Annotated in this window: 16 protein-coding genes; 8 read left to right on the forward strand and 8 right to left on the reverse strand. The window is 39.8% G+C overall.

From position 1 onward, the window contains the following. On the reverse strand, positions 1-504 hold the full coding sequence (locus tag FD968_RS01590) for an alpha-1,2-fucosyltransferase (RefSeq protein WP_215367033.1): 504 nt from the start codon (positions 502-504) through the stop codon (positions 1-3). Between the two features lie 476 nt (positions 505-980). Between FD968_RS01590 and FD968_RS01595 the strand changes: the two genes are divergently transcribed. The 7 genes from FD968_RS01595 (at position 981) to FD968_RS01625 (ending at position 8,539) form a co-directional block, all read left to right on the forward strand. After that, positions 981-2,804 carry an N-acetylneuraminate synthase family protein gene (locus tag FD968_RS01595; protein WP_215367035.1) on the forward strand — a complete coding sequence of 608 codons (1,824 nt, stop codon included), beginning with the start codon at positions 981-983 and terminating at the stop codon, positions 2,802-2,804. Positions 2,805-2,880: 76 nt separating this feature from the next. Continuing rightward, a complete protein-coding gene (locus tag FD968_RS01600) occupies positions 2,881-3,663 on the forward strand; it encodes a cytidylyltransferase domain-containing protein (protein ID WP_215367036.1) in 783 nt (260 codons plus the stop codon). Positions 3,664-3,671: 8 nt separating this feature from the next. After that, a complete protein-coding gene (locus tag FD968_RS01605) occupies positions 3,672-4,892 on the forward strand; it encodes a DegT/DnrJ/EryC1/StrS aminotransferase family protein (protein WP_215367038.1) in 1,221 nt (406 codons plus the stop codon). 4 nt (positions 4,893-4,896) lie between these two features. Continuing rightward, the gene (locus FD968_RS01610; RefSeq protein ID WP_215367040.1) at positions 4,897-5,586 is read left to right on the forward strand and encodes an SDR family oxidoreductase; all 690 of its coding nucleotides are present in this window, start codon (positions 4,897-4,899) and stop codon (positions 5,584-5,586) included. Next, positions 5,583-6,587, forward strand: coding sequence for a GDP-mannose 4,6-dehydratase (locus FD968_RS01615; RefSeq protein WP_215367041.1), 1,005 nt, complete (start codon positions 5,583-5,585; stop codon positions 6,585-6,587). The genes FD968_RS01610 and FD968_RS01615 overlap by 4 nt, the downstream gene beginning before the upstream one ends. Before the next feature lie 15 nt (positions 6,588-6,602). Then, the gene (locus FD968_RS01620; RefSeq protein ID WP_215367043.1) at positions 6,603-7,541 is read left to right on the forward strand and encodes a glycosyltransferase family 2 protein; all 939 of its coding nucleotides are present in this window, start codon (positions 6,603-6,605) and stop codon (positions 7,539-7,541) included. Then, the gene (locus FD968_RS01625; RefSeq protein ID WP_215367045.1) at positions 7,538-8,539 is read left to right on the forward strand and encodes a glycosyltransferase family 10 domain-containing protein; all 1,002 of its coding nucleotides are present in this window, start codon (positions 7,538-7,540) and stop codon (positions 8,537-8,539) included. The genes FD968_RS01620 and FD968_RS01625 overlap by 4 nt, the downstream gene beginning before the upstream one ends. An 11-nt stretch (positions 8,540-8,550) precedes the next feature. On the opposite strand, the gene FD968_RS01630 is transcribed toward FD968_RS01625, so the two are convergent. From FD968_RS01630 to FD968_RS01660, 7 genes are all read right to left on the reverse strand, one after another. Beyond that, complete coding sequence (locus FD968_RS01630) at positions 8,551-9,483, reverse strand: NAD(P)-dependent oxidoreductase (protein WP_215367047.1); 933 nt, start codon at positions 9,481-9,483, stop codon at positions 8,551-8,553. Further along, the gene (locus FD968_RS01635) at positions 9,483-10,403 is read right to left on the reverse strand and encodes a transketolase family protein (protein WP_215367049.1); all 921 of its coding nucleotides are present in this window, start codon (positions 10,401-10,403) and stop codon (positions 9,483-9,485) included. The genes FD968_RS01630 and FD968_RS01635 overlap by 1 nt, the downstream gene beginning before the upstream one ends. Beyond that, positions 10,400-11,221, reverse strand: a complete 822-nt coding sequence (locus tag FD968_RS01640) for a transketolase (RefSeq protein ID WP_215367051.1) — start codon at positions 11,219-11,221, stop codon at positions 10,400-10,402. The genes FD968_RS01635 and FD968_RS01640 overlap by 4 nt, the downstream gene beginning before the upstream one ends. Before the next feature lie 11 nt (positions 11,222-11,232). Next, positions 11,233-12,576: a lipopolysaccharide biosynthesis protein RfbH gene (rfbH, locus tag FD968_RS01645; protein ID WP_215367053.1), complete on the reverse strand. Its 1,344-nt coding sequence runs from the start codon at positions 12,574-12,576 to the stop codon at positions 11,233-11,235. 5 nt (positions 12,577-12,581) lie between these two features. Continuing rightward, entirely contained in the window at positions 12,582-13,670 is a 1,089-nt protein-coding gene (gene rfbG, locus FD968_RS01650) for a CDP-glucose 4,6-dehydratase (protein ID WP_215367054.1), read from the reverse strand. Further along, entirely contained in the window at positions 13,667-14,434 is a 768-nt protein-coding gene (rfbF, locus tag FD968_RS01655) for a glucose-1-phosphate cytidylyltransferase (RefSeq protein ID WP_215367056.1), read from the reverse strand. Before rfbF ends, rfbG begins: the two co-directional genes overlap by 4 nt. Positions 14,435-14,519: 85 nt before the next feature. Then, positions 14,520-15,239, reverse strand: coding sequence for a glycosyltransferase family 25 protein (locus FD968_RS01660; protein ID WP_215367058.1), 720 nt, complete (start codon positions 15,237-15,239; stop codon positions 14,520-14,522). A 141-nt stretch (positions 15,240-15,380) separates the two neighbouring features. On the opposite strand from FD968_RS01660, the gene FD968_RS01665 reads away from it, so the two are divergent. Continuing rightward, positions 15,381-16,121: a hypothetical protein gene (locus FD968_RS01665; protein WP_215367060.1), complete on the forward strand. Its 741-nt coding sequence runs from the start codon at positions 15,381-15,383 to the stop codon at positions 16,119-16,121. Positions 16,122-16,140 lie beyond the last annotated feature (19 nt).

Below are 16,140 nucleotides of genomic sequence, written 5' to 3' on the forward strand. Positions count from 1 at the left end.
CTACGCTAATACTTGAAAGTCACAATTAGAGTTTATTAATTCTTGTAACTCCACCCCATTCTTTTTATCAAACCAAGTTTTGGGAATGATTTTTATTTTATTTTCTCCTAGTAATGCGGCAGTTAGGCTGAAGGTGCTGTTAGAGCAAATTAAAATAGTCGCCTTACGCATGAGATCGTGCGCGTATAAGGGGTCAATTGAATCGAGAAAATGTGTAGATTCAAAATAACCATGTAGGCTTTTTCGGAAATTTGGTTCGATTGGCGAATCACTTATAAATAAAGCAGTTTTTACAAGGCTATTAAAGTTTTTTGCAATTCCTAAGAATTCATTGTCGCTAATAATATGAGTGGCTACTTTTAAGTAATCCCCCCTTCGCATATGTACGCAAATAAATGGTTCAGCAAGACTAATGATTGAATTATCGGCGCCTAATTTTCCAGATTGAGGACTAAATAATTTTTTAATCTCATTTTTCTTAAGAGCCTTAATCCCTTGTTCCAAAACGAAGGCATTGCTTGCGGTTACTTTTTTGATATTTGTGGAATTATTGCTGCATTTTTCAATATTATTAATAGTGATATTAAATAGATCGAGGTTCCAGGGCCTTTTTATAAATACCTCCTCTAATTTTTAGCCTTGTTTATTGCGACTAAAATTTACCTCATCGCTTTTAAAATAGGAAAAATTAGATGCGACTATTTGACCTGACTGCTGCGTATCAAAAAAAGTGGCAGCTTGGAGAATTTGAGCGCCAAGACCCCCCTCGAAAAGAATTTCTAGTGCATTAACATCATTTTTTTTGCGAAAGAAGATCATGGGCGTCAAGGATACTTGAGTGTTAGGTTATTTTATCTCACCATATGGCCTTACTTCTAGCGGCATTATGAATAAATAACGACCAGCTATGTCGATTTATCATTTACTTTTAGGCGATAATAATCAAGAGTAGCATGTAAATTACTACGGAATAACTCAGATTGAAAAATATTAATATTATTGCAGAAATTGGAATTAATCACGATGGTCAATATGAGATTGCAGAAGCGCTATTAGTTGCAGCAGCTAACTCAGGCGTTAATGGTGTTAAGTTTCAGTATCGCAACTTAGATAATGCTTATGCAGATCGAGCTTCTGAAATTGGCGATGAAATTATTTCCAATGAAATTAAGAAGAACTATCTTTCTCCAAAAAGTATCGTTAAGCTCATTGAAAAGGGTCATGAGCTAAATATTCAGGTTGGCATTAGTTTTTTTGAGCAGATGGATATCTTAGACTTTGCTGACGATATTGAAAGGTTTGATTTTTTTAAAATTCCATCTGTAGAGCTTTCCAATACAGCTTTAATCAATTCTTTGCTTGATTTTGATAAACCAGTTTATGTATCCCTTGGCTGCCACTCAGAGGTAGAGATTGATTTAGCTTTAGCCCAATTAAAGGGTCGCCAATGGATCCCCTTGCATTGTGTTTCAAACTATCCTCTGTCAATCTTCAATGCGAAGCTAGGCTATTTAGACTATCTTAAAAATAAATGGTCGCGAGATTTTGGGTACTCCAGCCATGATGAAAATTGGGAAGTTTGTCTTATTGCAATGGCAAAAGGAGCAACTACTATTGAGCGGCATATTACATTTGATAAGTCGGCTCTTGGGCTTGATCATTCTACGAGTTCAACACCAGAAGAGTTTAAGAGAATAACTTTTTTTGCTGAAAATATGAAATTTATATTGGCTGGAAATGCCGCTAGGATTCCTAATCAAGGCGAGTTATTAAATCTTCAGAATTTGGGTAGATCTTATTACTCAAAAGTTGATATCCATCCGGATGAATTGGTTACTTACGATCAGCTGGTATTGCGTTCCCCCAGAGTTGGTATGGATAGATCTGAGATAGGTAAATATATTGGCCGCCATCCTATCAAGTCTATTAAGGCTGGAGACGTGCTTAATCTATCTGTATTTGAGAAGAATGCAAAAATTTCAGTTGGGGCGATAGAGTTTGCCAAGAGTAAAAAAATTGGATTACCAGTTCGGCTCCATGATTACGGACTGATGAAGGCCCAATTCCCAGTCAATGTTTTTGAATTTCACTTATCATTTGGTGAGTTGCAAAGCTCATTGAATACCAGCGACTTTGATAAGAGTGATTTGTATAGCATACATCTCCCCGACTATATTAATTCCCGACAATTAATGGATCCATTTTCTTTGGATCAAGAGCAGGCCAGAGATAGTAAAGTCATTTTGCAGAGAACTGTTGATTTTGCAATGGCATTGCAAGATCTGACAGGAAGAGACGTGCCAATTGTTGGCAGTTTTTCAGTTGTACATGAAAATCTTGCGCAGTTTTATGAGCAACATAATGCGCTATTAAGTGGATATCGCGACAAGGGAGCTTTAATAATGCCCCAATGGCTTCCTCCGGTTGCCTGGTATTTTGGGGGATCGGTTCAATTACATGCGATGAATCATAAAAGAGATGTTGATTATATTTTGAGACATCAAATGCCAATATGTATGGATATTTGTCACCTATGTATGGGTGCTAATTTAGGTGACATGGATCGACTTACGATGATTGAGACCTTAAAAAATAATATAAAACATTTGCATCTGGCTGATGCAAATGGAATAGATGGAGAGGGGTTGCATTTTGGTGAGGGCGACCCTGAAAATTTGCCGGCTTTAGCTGCTGCTATTGAATATGATTGCCTTAAAATAATCGAAGTATGGCAAGGTCATTTAAATCATGGAGCCGGTTTTGCTAAGGGACTTGAATCTCTGTATCACTTATTTGGGAGTTAAGATTAAGAAGTGCACTTGCGTATTATCTGTTTTAAATAGAGTTTAATTTGATATTGGGTTATTGAGGAGGCCTGGAATGACAAAAGGTGCTGTTTTCGTTACTGTACGATCAGGCTCATCCAGGTTGCCTGGTAAAGCATTAATGGAGATTAAGGGTAAGTCCACTATTGAGCGGGTGATAGAGAGGGCGCAAAAAGCAAGCGCAACCGATTTGGTCATTGTTTGCACAACGAATCTACCCGAGGATGATCAAATTTGTGAGATTGCGAATAGATGCGGGGCTAAGGTTTTTCGGGGAAGTGTAATGGATAAGCTTTCACGATGGCTGGGGGCAGCACATCAGTTTGGGGTTGACTACTTTGTTACAGCAGATGGCGATGATCTATTTTGTGAGCCAAAGCTTAATGATCTTGCCCTTAATCAATTTAGAAATGGCAGTGCAGATTTTATACAGTCATCTCATGTAATTCCTGGTGCGTTCACTTATGGTATTCGCACTTCTGCATTGGAGAGGGTGTGTGAAATTAAAGATTCCGATGATACTGAAATGATGTGGGTATATTTTACTCAGACTGGTCTTTTTAGTATTGAAGAGCTGGCCGGTGAATTGAGCCCTTATATGCTGAAAAATGTACGGATTACTCTTGATTATCAAGAAGACTTTGATTTTTTTGCCAAAGTTTATGATGCGCTATATGATCAATTTCCCGAAATGCCGTTAGTAAAAGTACTTGAGTACTTAGATTCAAATCCACAAGTGACTGCAATCAATTCTTTTTTTAATAATGTTTGGGCTGCCAATCAAGTTGAAAAAACGCAGCTAGTTTTAAAACCCCAATATCAGCATCTTATTAAATAAATTAAATTATGACTACTGAAAATTATTCCAATCCATCTAAGTACCTTGGTAATGAGCTTGAGTATCTTGAAAAAGTTCTAAAAGCCGAATCATGGTCTGGTACAAGTGGCGGCTGGACACAGACTTTAGAAAAGGCCTTTTCCAATAAATTTGGAGTGAAATATGGCGTTGCCTTTAACTCTGGCACTGCAACCTTGCACGCGGCTTTAGAGGCTGTTGGTGTTGGGCCTGGTGATGAGGTTATTTCTCCGGCGATGACCGTCATTATGGACACAACAGCAACGTTGCATGCCAACGCTATACCGGTATATGCCGATATACAGCGCGATACATTCAATATAGACCCAGATGATGTTGAAAAAAAGATCTCCAATAAGACAAAAGCAATACTTGCAGTTTCCTTATATGGTCTTCCGCCAGACTTACCTCGTTTAAGAGAAATTGCAGATCGTCACAATGTAGCTTTAATTGAAGACAACGCTCAATGCATGCTCAGCACAGTTCATGGAAAAATGGCAGGGACCTTTGGCGATATGTCCTCTTGGAGTTTCGAAACTACAAAGCATCTTTCTTGTGGAGAGGGTGGTATTTTGACCACTAACTCAGAAATATTAGCTGAGAAAGCAAGAAAAATTGGTGGGCATGGTTTTAAGAACTTGCGCGCAGAAGAGGGTAGAACTAGATTAAATCAAGAGGTATTTCAAAATCCTGATTATTTACGCCATGATATTTTGGGCTGGAATTATCGACTAAGTGAGTTTGGATCTGCAGTCGCTTTAGCTCAGTTGGAGCGAGTTGAGCACTTGGTTGACTTGAGAATTAAAAGTGCTGAAATGTTTATTGAGGTCATGCGGGAGTGTAATTTTTTGATTCCGCAATCTACACCAGAAGGCTATACCAATTCTTATTACACATTAGGTGCGGTTTATCAGGGCCAAGAAAGTGTTGGCATCTCTTGGAAAGATTTTCGCGCAGAATATGTAAAACAAGGGGGTGATGGTATTTACTCAGCATGGATGGTCCCGTATCTCGAACCAATGGTTGCAAATCGACAATTTGAGAGTCGCTGCCCCGAAATCTATAAAACAGTGAGCTATCAAAGAGGGATTTGTCCTGTGGCCGAGAGTCTACAGCCAAAATTAATGCAATTTAAAACAAATTATAGGGATTTAGGTCTTGCAGAGAAGAAGGCTGAAATATTGTCCAAAGTAATTCGAACCTTTAAATAAAACTATGAACGCTCAGTTAGGATCCGTAATTGTTACTGGCTCAGCTGGTTTGATTGGCAAAACCGTAACTAAATCCCTAGAGTCGATTGGATATAAAGTTCTAGAGGTTGATATCGCATTAGGACATGACCTGTGTAATGAAAATTTTGTAAAAGAGTGGTTCAAAAACAATCATGCAGATCATTTAGTAAATTTGTTTGCAATTAATGACGGCATTACTGTTGATAGAAAAGAAACTGATTTTTTAGGTATTAATCTGGATGCTTTTAAAAAAACATTAGATGTCAATGTAGTTGCACTATTATCAGTTTGCCGAGAGTACATTAGAAACCAAGATTTAGGCACTATCATTAATTTTTCTTCGATTTATGGGCTTGGTTCACCTAGAAAGGATATGTATCCCGACGGTGAAAAATTTATAGGTTATGGTGTTTCAAAGGCTGCAGTAATTCAGTTAACTAAACATCTTGCCGTACATGCGGGACCAAAATTTAGAGTCAACTGCGTTGTACCAGGTGGGGTTTATGCAAATCAGCCAGAGGATTTTGTCGAGCGCTATTCCAGGAATGCACCAATAGGGCGGATGATGGAGCTAGGTGAAATATCTGGGATTGTAGAATTTCTTTTGTCTAAGGGTGCTAGTTACTGCTCGGGGGGTATTTATCCGATTGATGGTGGATGGACAGCCTGGTGAATCAAGAAAAGGTTGCTCTGATTTCTGGGGTGGGCGGTCAGGATGGGTCTTATATGGCTGAATGGCTTATTAGCCGAGGTTATAAAGTATTTGGACTAACCAGGGATGCCGAGCTTATTAAAACTCAAAATATACAGCACTTGGGTGAGCAACTTGTCTTGAAGCATTCTACCTATGAGCTAGATAGCATCATTACTATTCTCAATGATATTCAGCCAGATGAAATTTATAACTTTGCGGGCCAATCTTTTGTTAGTAGGTCATGGTCGTCTGTAGAAGAAACCATTCATAGTCAAGGAGTAATCGTTACTAGGTTTCTTGAGGCAATAGTCGCAACAAATGAGCAGATTAAGTTCATTAATGCTTCTAGCTCAGAAATTTTCGATCCGAATAGCCAATCTCGCTTAAGTGAAAAATCTTTAGTAAAGCCTTATAACCCTTACGGTTGTGCAAAACTGTTAGGTCATACCATGGTCGATGCATACCGTATTGCAAAAAATATCCATGCTGTTAATGCAATTTTATTTCCCCATGAATCGCCTCGTCGCAATAAAAATTTCGCATTTAAAAAAATTATTGATGCTGCAGTAAAAATTAAAATGGGCAGCAATGAGAAATTAATTCTTGGAAGTTTAGAAGTCAAGAGAGATTGGGGTTATGCGCCGTCGTATGTGGAGGCAATGCATCGATTGGCCTTTATTGAAGATCCTGCAAATATTTGCCTATGTACAGGGCAAACCCATAGTGTTCGAGATATTGTAGAAGCTGCATTTAGCATGCTTGATTTAGATTGGGGTGCTCATGTAATGTCTGATCCTTCTTTGCTGCGTGCATATGAACCGCACTCTATTTGTGGGAATCCTGAAGCAGCGTTAGAAAAAATTGGTTGGAAATCTGCTATAGATTTTCATCTAATGGTAAAGTTGATGATTGATTTCGAGATGCAGAGTTACCACTCAAATGAGAAAGGCTACAGCAGCGAATTGCCCCATTTTTGCTGATAAGCCACTTTGAACATGCAACAAAAAATACGAAATGGATTATCGATATATATCGTTACTAGAGATCGACACTTGCAGGCGCAAGAAGCTATTCGATCTGTTTTGCATCAAAATTGCCCAGACTATCAAATCATCATTTCTGATAACTCAACAAGCGATGGCTTGGGGGCTATTGTGATGGAGATTTCTAATGCGGTTAAATACGTAAGGCGATCAGGCAATTTAACTGCGTTAGAGCATTTTAATGCTTGCATTTCAGAGGTGGATACAAAATATTTTGCCTTGTTTCACGATGATGATGTGATGTTGCCAAATTTTGTGGAGTTGTTCTGGCGCGCGCATTCTCATTTCCCGGATGCCATTGCGTATGGTGCAAACGCAATAATTCAAGCAGATGGTCTACCTTGCGGTCTTGCGTTTAAAGCTTCTACGCAATATGTAGGCCCAATTGATATGATTGCTTTAGGTAGTCGATATTTTGCAAGGCACCAAATGGGAATTGCCCCATTACCATCTTATGTTTATCAAAAAAAAGACCATCTGGTATTTGATTTAAATGCCGGAAAATACGGAGATGTTCAATGGTTGTTGATGCATGCAGAATTAGGAGACATAGTTTGGATTAATGAGCCATCAATGATCTATCGATTACATGATACAAATGATAGTAAGACTGAATCTTTGAGCGATCGATTAAAGTTTTTGAGATTTTTGAAGACTCACAAAATCTGCTCAGAATCGATTATTTTGATTCACTATCGTAGGTTCTTATACAAAAAAATCTTATTAGATAGCAACCTATTTCAAAAAATTGGTAGAAATAAAATTTTGAGAGATTATTTAATTTGCTCTCAATGGAATATTAATTTCATGGTGAATAATTTTACCGCCTTAATTAAAAAAATGAGTTATAAAATTCAAACACTCTCTGATTTTTACTCGAATAAATTATGATGAGATACGCTAATATTTTTGCAGCAGGCCACCGGAATAATTCCCAATTTTCTTTTGTTGACTCAGCGCATAAATATGGCTCCACTCATCTGATGAGGCTCTTGCGAGATACCTTTATGAATAAAGGTATTGAGATTAATACCCCTGATATCAATATCGGAAAGCCAATCTCATTTGAGATATATGTTGAAGGTCAAGTCCTTGAGAAACATTCTTGTTCTAAATATTTGCTTTCGCTTGAAAATCCATTCATTAATGTAATGAATGCAGACTTAGAGTATTGCAAGCAATTTAATCAAGTTTTTTCTTGGAATCCTAAATTAAACGATTTATCAAACCATACCTTGCTGATGGTACCAAATGAATTGCGGATCTTGCCATTTAAGGAATTCGATCAGCGCCCGATATTTAGCACCTTGATTAATGCTAACAAGCGATTCCCTAAGTCAATTCCTGGTGATTTATATGAAGAGCGATTAGCCACAATCAAATGGTACGAGTCGTATCATCCAGAGGATTTTCAACTGTATGGGCTGGGATGGGAAAAACCAAGCCCAGCCTTCACCAAGGTAGGAAAATTGCGCAGACGTATTGATAGGCTACGCTCCCAACTTTATGGATATAAACCATTCCCAAGTTTTCATGGGTCAGTGGAAGACAAGACAAGCATCTTTTCAGTTTCTAAATTTGCTTTTTGTTATGAGAATACTAAAAATCTCCAAAACTACATCACTGAAAAGATATTTGATGCAATGATGGCGGGATGTGTCCCAATATATTGGGGCGCAGATAATGTAGGCGAATATATTCCGAAGGAGTGTTTTATTGATAGAAGACTCTTTAGTGACAATTCAGAGCTTTATGCTTTTCTAAAAGCGATCGATGCTAAAAGATATTTACGATATCAAGAATCTATCCAGCGATTCTTGCAAGGCCCTAAGATGGAAATTTTTGATGCTAAGTATTACGTAAATCGGCTAGTGAATACTATTACTTAGGATGTTTCACTCTATTTCATATCTTTCAGTAGGACCTTAAGCTCTAAAGTAATTCCGTCAAGAGATGAGTATTTTGGCTCATAGCCCAGTTTTTGGGCATACCTATTGTTAGAGTAGTAGTGTAATTTGACGCCCGTTGGATTCAGAGTTGATGAGACATTGCTGAATTTGTATTGTAGGCCAAGCTGGTTACACAGGCCCTCTAGAAGGTCATGTTTGGATATAGGTGCTTTAGAGTAGCAATCGATAGCCCGATTTTCAGGCGGCGCCTCTAAGATGCTAGTTACTAGTCTACAAAAATCATCAGGATGTAAAAAGTCTCGAATAATAGGCTCTGGAGAAACTTCTAAGATCGATTTATTCACTAATGATTTAGCAATATTCGCCATCAGAGATTGAGATTCAATACTTTGAGTATGGCTAAAGTAGTTAAAAATCCGCAGGTCAGTAATTGGATTATCGGTTAGTTTTCGGTGTGCAACTTCTGCTGCCAGCTTAGCATTTTGGTACCACTGATTTGATCCTGAATCAGCATTTAACTTTGGGACAGTGGTGTATGCCTCGATTGGCTTATCAAAATTACCACCAAAAATTGATCCGCTACTCATAAAAATATAACGGCAGTGCGGATGAATCTTTAAATAATCCAATGCTAATTGATCATATATTTGGGTTAATCCAACAAACGAATCACTTAAATCAGCAATGAGCTTCGGATTACCTGCCCCAATAAAATTAAGAATCGCGTCAAATTTCATTGAGGTAGAGAATTCAGTAAGACTGTAGGATGCTGGGATGTTTATTGGGCTGGAGTATCTTAGTTGAGACACCAATTCAGCTGGCCTTCGTGAAAATAGACTTAAGATATATTTTTTATTAACCCTAAGAGAGTTTATTAAATCCCTGGCAATTTCACTGGTAGCCCCAAGTATTGCAATACGCATTAGAAGACTGCTTTAAGAAATCGATTAATTTTTTTGCTGATTGCACTCTCATCTAAGCCATGCTCTTTAAGTAGATACTCATAAGATCCGCAGTGTTTAGAAAAGCAATCTTCAACCCCGATTCTTAAGATATGACTAGGACTGTACTGGCTACTGATTTCTACAATCGTTGACCCCAGACCGCCGAATATGGAGTGCTCCTCAAAGGTAACGATTTTTTGATGTTGCTTACAAATACCAATAACTTGTTCTGCGTTGATTGGCTTAATATAGGGGACACTCCATACTGAGGCATTAGGGTATTGGGCTTTAGCTAAGGCTAATGCGGTTGAACTAAGCGAGCCAGTCGCAATAAAAGCTAAGGTTGAATCTAGATTTTTTTTGATTGCAACCAAATCTCCAATTTTCAGAGAAATCGGTAATGGATGCACCGCATTGCGATCAGATTTTCCCATCCGAATGTATATAGCAGAATTCGATTGATAGGCTGACTCCATGCAGGCCGTTAACTCAAAAGCATCGGCCGGAGAGAAAACAGAAAGATTGGGGATGACTCTTACGCAGGCGATATCTTCTGTGGATTGGTGGCTAGTGCCTAGGTGGCTATACACAAAGCCTGCACCATCACCAATAAATATGACGGGCAAATCATCGTGAGCTACGTCTAATTTGATTTGCTCTAGGACCCTAATGGGGATGAAGGCGCTCAAGCCATAAACAATAGGCTTAAATCCAGCCTTGGCAAGACCAGCAGCCATCCCAACCATATTCTGTTCTGCAATTCCAGCATTGATATATTGGTCTGGGCACTCTTTGCGGAACTCGTCGAACAGGGCATAACCATGATCCCCTGTGAGCAGCAACACTTGAGGATCATTTTTGGCTAGCTTCACTATCGCATTGGAAAAGGCCGATCTCATTTGGTATCCTTGCTGAGGGCTGCAATAGCATCTTCAAAGCTAGAGTCATTTAAGCGCGTGTAATGCCAGGCATTATTGTTTTCCATAAAAGGCACTCCTTTGCCTTTTATGGTTTTTGCAATGAGCGCCTTAGGTTGATGAGGATTTCTTTGCATGAGCGTTTGTATGGCGGCATCAAGTGCTGCCTCATCATGACCATCAACAGAGATGGCATCAAACCCAAAGCTCGCAAACTTTTCTTCAATAGACCCCAAGTTGAGAATCTCATCGGTGAGCCCCATTGCCTGAAAGCCATTCTCGTCCACAATCACCATGAAATTATTTAACTGATGATGTGCGGCAAATAAGGCACCCTCCCAAATGGGCCCTTCATTAATTTCTCCATCACCCACAAGGACAAAAACTTTTTGATCGGTCTTTTTTAATTTCGCTGCTAAAGCAAGTCCGACGCCCACTGAGAAGCCGTGACCAAGCGAGCCCGAAGTGACCTCTAAACCGGGAATACGAGAATCAGACAAGCCTTTTAGATCACTACCATCAGAAAAATATTGAGTAAAAGCATCTTCTGATAGCCAACCTAGTTCACGCATGCAGGCATACTGCGCCATGACGCCATGCCCCTTACTTAGAACAAGGTAATCACGTAATGCAGAATTGGGCTTGTTATCTGGATATCGTAAGTGGCTACGATACAAAACTGCTAGGATTTCAATAATGGAGAAGGCGCAAGCAATGTGCACTGCAGCTCCTGCATACGCCATATCCAGCACGGTTTTGCGCAAATCGGTAGCATGAAAGGATTTACTTAGATTGGTCATGGGGTGGTCGGTTAGAAGTTTAGACCTAAGTAGGTTTCAATTTTACTCGCCACAAATTCCAGCATTTCTGGAGTCAGTGCAGGCTGCACGCCAATCCAAAAGGTATTGTTCATGACATTATCAGTGTTGATTAATTCTCCGCTAACGCGATACTTGGCATTCACCATATAAGGTTGTCTTGTCAGATTACCGGCAAAAAGCAAGCGTGTGCCAATCTTGTTTTGATCTAAATAGGTAGTCAGATCCAGTCGAGAGACTGGGGAGCCTTCTTTTACGGTAATCGGAAAGCCAAACCAAGAAGGGTCTGATCCTTCGGTGATCTCGGGAAGCTGTAAAAATTCTTCACAAGTACTAAGACGCTCTTTTAAAAATTTGAAGTTGTCTTTGCGAGCCTGAATAAATGCTGGTGCCTTTTCTAATTGCGCTAAAGCGCAAGCTGCCTGCATATCGGTGATCTTAAGGTTATAGCCTAGGTGGCTATAGGTGTACTTATGGTCGTAACCTTCAGGTAGGTTACCTAATTTCCAGCAAAATCTTTTACCGCAGGTATTGTCTTTACCCGGAGGGCAATAGCAATCTCGCCCCCAATCGCGAAAACTTTCAGCAATTTGTTTGAGTTCATAGTTGTTAGTAAATACCGCACCACCTTCCCCCATCGTGATGTGATGTGCTGGATAAAAACTTAAAGTCGCTATATCACCAAATGTGCCTACCATTTGACCTTTATAAGTTGTACCAAGTGCATCACAACAGTCTTCCACTAGCCAAAGATTATGCTTTTTACAAATAGCTGTGACTACATCTAAATTGAATGGGTTTCCAAGAGAGTGGGCCAGCATAATTGCCTTAGTTTTCGGGCTAATTGCTGCTTCAATTTTGGATGCATCAATATTGTGGGTGTATTGATCAACATCGACAAATACTGGAACTGCCCCGAATTGAATAATGGGGTTAACGGTTGTTGGAAAGCCTGCCGCAACACCAATAACCTCATCGCCCTGTTTGATTGCTCTATCGCCCAACTTGGGGGAGGTCAGAGTGGAGAAGGCAACGAGATTGGCAGAAGAACCAGAGTTCACCGTAATAGCATGCTTCACTCCAATAAATTCCGCTAGTTTTTTCTCGAATAAGTCATTAAAGCGACCAGTAGTTAGCCAGCCATCCAAAGAGGCGTCAACCATATTCTTGAGCTCTTGCGCGCCAATGAGTTTGCCAGAAGGTGGCACAGCAGTTTGTCCGGGCTCAAAGACTTTTTCGGAGAACTCTAAGCTAGCGTACTGATCAACTAATTGAGCAATTTGCTTACGTAACTTTTCTTGCTCTAATTTTTTAGCATCAATGGTTTGTATGTTCATATAAATTAAGAATTATTCGTGTTGATATATTGATCAATTTGACCGAGTGTGATGGCTTGCATATTTTTTTTAGCTAGATATGCCTTATGCCATTGGATAATTTTTTCAATAGCAGTTTCGAGATTCCATTTGGGCTCCCATCGTAATTGCTGGCTAGCCTTTGAACAATCGAGTTTTAATAGGCCGGCCTCATGGGGTTGAGAGCTAGCATCTTGTTGCCATTTTGCATTTGATCCCCATTGCTTACATAAAGAGGTAATGACCTCTTGAACAGAGCGATTATCCCGATCTTGAGGGCCAAAATTCCAGGCAGAACTGTATTTGTCACCATCTTGATAAAGTGATTGCGCCAAGATTAGATATCCAGATAAAGGCTCTAAGACGTGCTGCCATGGCCTAGTTGCTAGCGGATTGCGAATCATTAGAGTCGTATTTGCTTCAAATGCCTTGAGTGCATCTGGGATGAGGCGGTCTTCGGACCAGTCCCCTCCACCAATGACATTGCCCGCTCTTGCAGAAGCGACTCTATTGGGATTGCCGGCTGGATTTGAGAAATACGACTGGCGATAGGCTGAGGTCACTAGTTCAGCGCAGCCCTTACTGTTACTGTAAGGGTCAAAGCCTCCCATGGGTTCATTCTCTCGATAGCCCCATACCCACTCTTTATTTTCGTAGCATTTGTCGGTGGTGACAACTACAGTTGCTCTCACGCTATCTGATTTTCTGATTGCTTCTAAAACATGAACAGTCCCCATGACATTGGTCATATAAGTCTCAACGGGGTTGGAATAGGAGTAGCGCACTAGAGGTTGCGCAGCCATGTGAATGACAATTTCGGGATTGCAGGTAGTTAAAGCATTTTGCAAGCGATCTAAATCACAGATATTGGCAATATGGGAGTGATTTAGAGCTGTTTTTAGGGACAGTGCTTCAAATAAGTTTGGAGAAGTATTTGGATCAAGCGCATATCCAGTGACTTTTGCGCCCATAGAGCTGAGCCATAGAGCTAACCATCCCCCTTTAAAGCCGGTATGCCCCGTCAGAAACACAGATTTCTCCTTCCAAAACTGAGGATCGACACTCGCTAGGTTCATGACCAAGTTTTCCACGGAGCGCTACCAGAGGCCCAGAGCTCTTCTAACTGATTCTTGTCGCGCAAAGTATCCATGGGCTGCCAGAAACCCTTATGAAAGAAGGCTTGCAACTCATTATTTTGTGCTAAATTTTCAAGCGGATATTTTTCCCAGACGGTATTGTCGCCGCCAATCAATTCAATTACTTTTGGGTTAAGCACAAAAAAACCGCCATTGATCCAGCTACCATCACCCTGAGGCTTTTCCAGGAAGGAGGTAATTTTTGTCCCATCGAGATTTAGTGATCCAAAGCGGCCAGGAGGTTGAACCGCAGTCATGGTGGCTAATTTACCGTGTTGCTTATGGAATGCAATAGATGAAGAGATATCAATCGAGCTCACTCCATCGCCGTAGGTCATGCAAAAGTCGCCATCTAAATAGTCTTTAACTCTTTTTAGTCGTCCGCCAGTTTGTGTAGCTTCCCCAGTATCAACTAAAGTAATTTTCCATGGTTCAGAATATTGCTGGTGGACTTCTACTGAATTTTTGCTCATATCGATAGTGACATCAGACATGTGTAGAAAATAATTTGCAAAATATTCTTTAATTAAATATCCCTTATAGCCGCAGCAAACAATGAAGTCATGAATCCCATGATTGGAATACATTTTCATGATGTGCCAAAGTAACGGTTTGCCACCAATCTCAATCATGGGTTTTGGGCGCAGGTTGGTCTCTTCAGAAATTCGGGTGCCCAGACCACCTGCCAAAAGAACTGCTTTCATAGAATTTTTCTTGTGATTTAAATCACATTGAGTATGGTTGAATTACCAAATGAATTTAATATTTAAATGCCCTATAGGCAAGTATTTATTTGGGGAACCAAGGATAGGGGTTAAAAAGTCGATCAAACGCCCTGCAAATACTGCGCATCATTTTTTTAGACCCAGAGATTGATTTTCTATCTGGCCTATCAAAAATCGTAGATTCAGAGCCATTTGTGGAAACTGGGTAGGGCTTTATGGCCACCATTCTGAGACCATGTTTTTTATGGTGCTCTAGGAAGTGATCAAGAGGCTCATAAATTTCATGTGAATCAACCAGTAATTTTTTGGCAGAATAAGGCTTCAAGAGGTATGCAGTTGCACCCAATGGATCATCCTTGTTTGCAACTATTTGAAAATTATCAGATGCTGTTATGACAGTGTGACTTGTTTTGGTAAGACCCTGTAGTCTTGCGACATCCCAGCAGGCTTGATTCTCTAGCAGATAAGAAATGGCTTCTTTAATACTTGGAGCCAGAACAAAATCATCTTCTAGTATTAAAACAGTCTGATCTTTTTCAATACAATTTAACCAAGCTTCTCTATGGGATAAAAAGCATCCAATTTCAGAGAGCGTGAGCGGAAATCCTAGTAATCTTGAAACTTTCTTTTCGTTGTACTCTGGTGGAGTATTTTGAAGTTTTAGTCCGTCAATCGCATCCAATATCTCCCAATCAGCACCCTGATCTAACAATTCCCTCTCTGCATTCTTTCGGCGATTTTGCGCTCTCTTTAGCGAGATGACGATAGTAGGTACTGGAAACATGTATTTCGGCGGAATAAAATGATGAGATTTATAATTGTATCAATCAGCTAATACTACTGACGGCTATTATAGTGGCTCTCGCTTTTGATAAATAAGATCTTTTTCGACCCAGCGGCATTCATATAGAAAATCAGCAAACTCATGAAGTTTCGTGATACCAACGTTAAGCGCGCTATCAAAAATTTGATTTTTCCCAGGAAAAATGATGTCGTTGTGCTGGAGCCTCATTTGGGTCTTGGCGACGGGATTATTTGTCTGGGGCTTGTCAGAGAACTATCAAAACGTCATCCAAAGGTGAAGTTTTATTATGCCTGCCTTCATCGTTGCTACCAGTCGTTAGCATGGATGTTTCAAGACTTGGATAACGTTTACTTATTTGCGGTAGAGAGCGGTAGAGAGGCGAGGCAGCTTGCAGGGTTTCTTAACTCAAAATATTTGCCAATTGGTATTCATAATGTAGATGTAAAGCGTTTCGATGAGTTTTTCTATGAGCAGCATCAGATTGATTTTAATTTACGGTGGGTCAATGGAAGTGTTCCGCCCGGCCCAAAATCAAGTTTGCTTTTTAACCAATTGAACTCAGAAAATGAACCCTATATTTTGGTTTGCAACCGTGAATCTGGAATGGTCAGTTACCCGTTGAATATCCCCAATCCTGATGATATGAAGATTATTGAGGTTCACGCATTAACCAACAACATATTTGATTGGAATCAGTTGATATTGGGTGCCAAAGAAATTCACAGTATAGATACTGCTTTTGTGCATGTAATTGAAAGCATATTTTATGGGCTCAATCATCCCCCTATTTATTATCATCGAGTTAGAAAAACCTTTGGTGAATTTACTAGGCGCCTACCATGGAGACTCGTTGAATACTAACGTGCAACAATACGCTCAC

This window comes from Polynucleobacter sp. AP-Titi-500A-B4 (genome assembly GCF_018688095.1).
Classification (GTDB): domain Bacteria; phylum Pseudomonadota; class Gammaproteobacteria; order Burkholderiales; family Burkholderiaceae; genus Polynucleobacter.

What these genes read in the sequence shown, in the direction of transcription:
- FD968_RS01600 (WP_215367036.1), top strand. Translation starts at nt 2,881, where the DNA reads ATGACAAAAGGTGCTGTTTTCGTTACTGTACGATCAGGCTCATCCAGG.
- FD968_RS01605 (WP_215367038.1), top strand. Translation starts at nt 3,672, where the DNA reads ATGACTACTGAAAATTATTCCAATCCATCTAAGTACCTTGGTAATGAG.
- FD968_RS01610 (WP_215367040.1), top strand. Translation starts at nt 4,897, where the DNA reads ATGAACGCTCAGTTAGGATCCGTAATTGTTACTGGCTCAGCTGGTTTG.
- FD968_RS01620 (WP_215367043.1), top strand. Translation starts at nt 6,603, where the DNA reads ATGCAACAAAAAATACGAAATGGATTATCGATATATATCGTTACTAGA.
- FD968_RS01625 (WP_215367045.1), top strand. Translation starts at nt 7,538, where the DNA reads ATGATGAGATACGCTAATATTTTTGCAGCAGGCCACCGGAATAATTCC.
- FD968_RS01630 (WP_215367047.1), bottom strand. Translation starts at nt 9,483, where the DNA reads ATGCGTATTGCAATACTTGGGGCTACCAGTGAAATTGCCAGGGATTTA.
- FD968_RS01635 (WP_215367049.1), bottom strand. Translation starts at nt 10,403, where the DNA reads ATGAGATCGGCCTTTTCCAATGCGATAGTGAAGCTAGCCAAAAATGAT.
- FD968_RS01640 (WP_215367051.1), bottom strand. Translation starts at nt 11,221, where the DNA reads ATGACCAATCTAAGTAAATCCTTTCATGCTACCGATTTGCGCAAAACC.
- rfbH (WP_215367053.1), bottom strand. Translation starts at nt 12,576, where the DNA reads ATGAACATACAAACCATTGATGCTAAAAAATTAGAGCAAGAAAAGTTA.
- rfbG (WP_215367054.1), bottom strand. Translation starts at nt 13,670, where the DNA reads ATGAACCTAGCGAGTGTCGATCCTCAGTTTTGGAAGGAGAAATCTGTG.
- rfbF (WP_215367056.1), bottom strand. Translation starts at nt 14,434, where the DNA reads ATGAAAGCAGTTCTTTTGGCAGGTGGTCTGGGCACCCGAATTTCTGAA.
- FD968_RS01660 (WP_215367058.1), bottom strand. Translation starts at nt 15,239, where the DNA reads ATGTTTCCAGTACCTACTATCGTCATCTCGCTAAAGAGAGCGCAAAAT.
- FD968_RS01665 (WP_215367060.1), top strand. Translation starts at nt 15,381, where the DNA reads ATGAAGTTTCGTGATACCAACGTTAAGCGCGCTATCAAAAATTTGATT.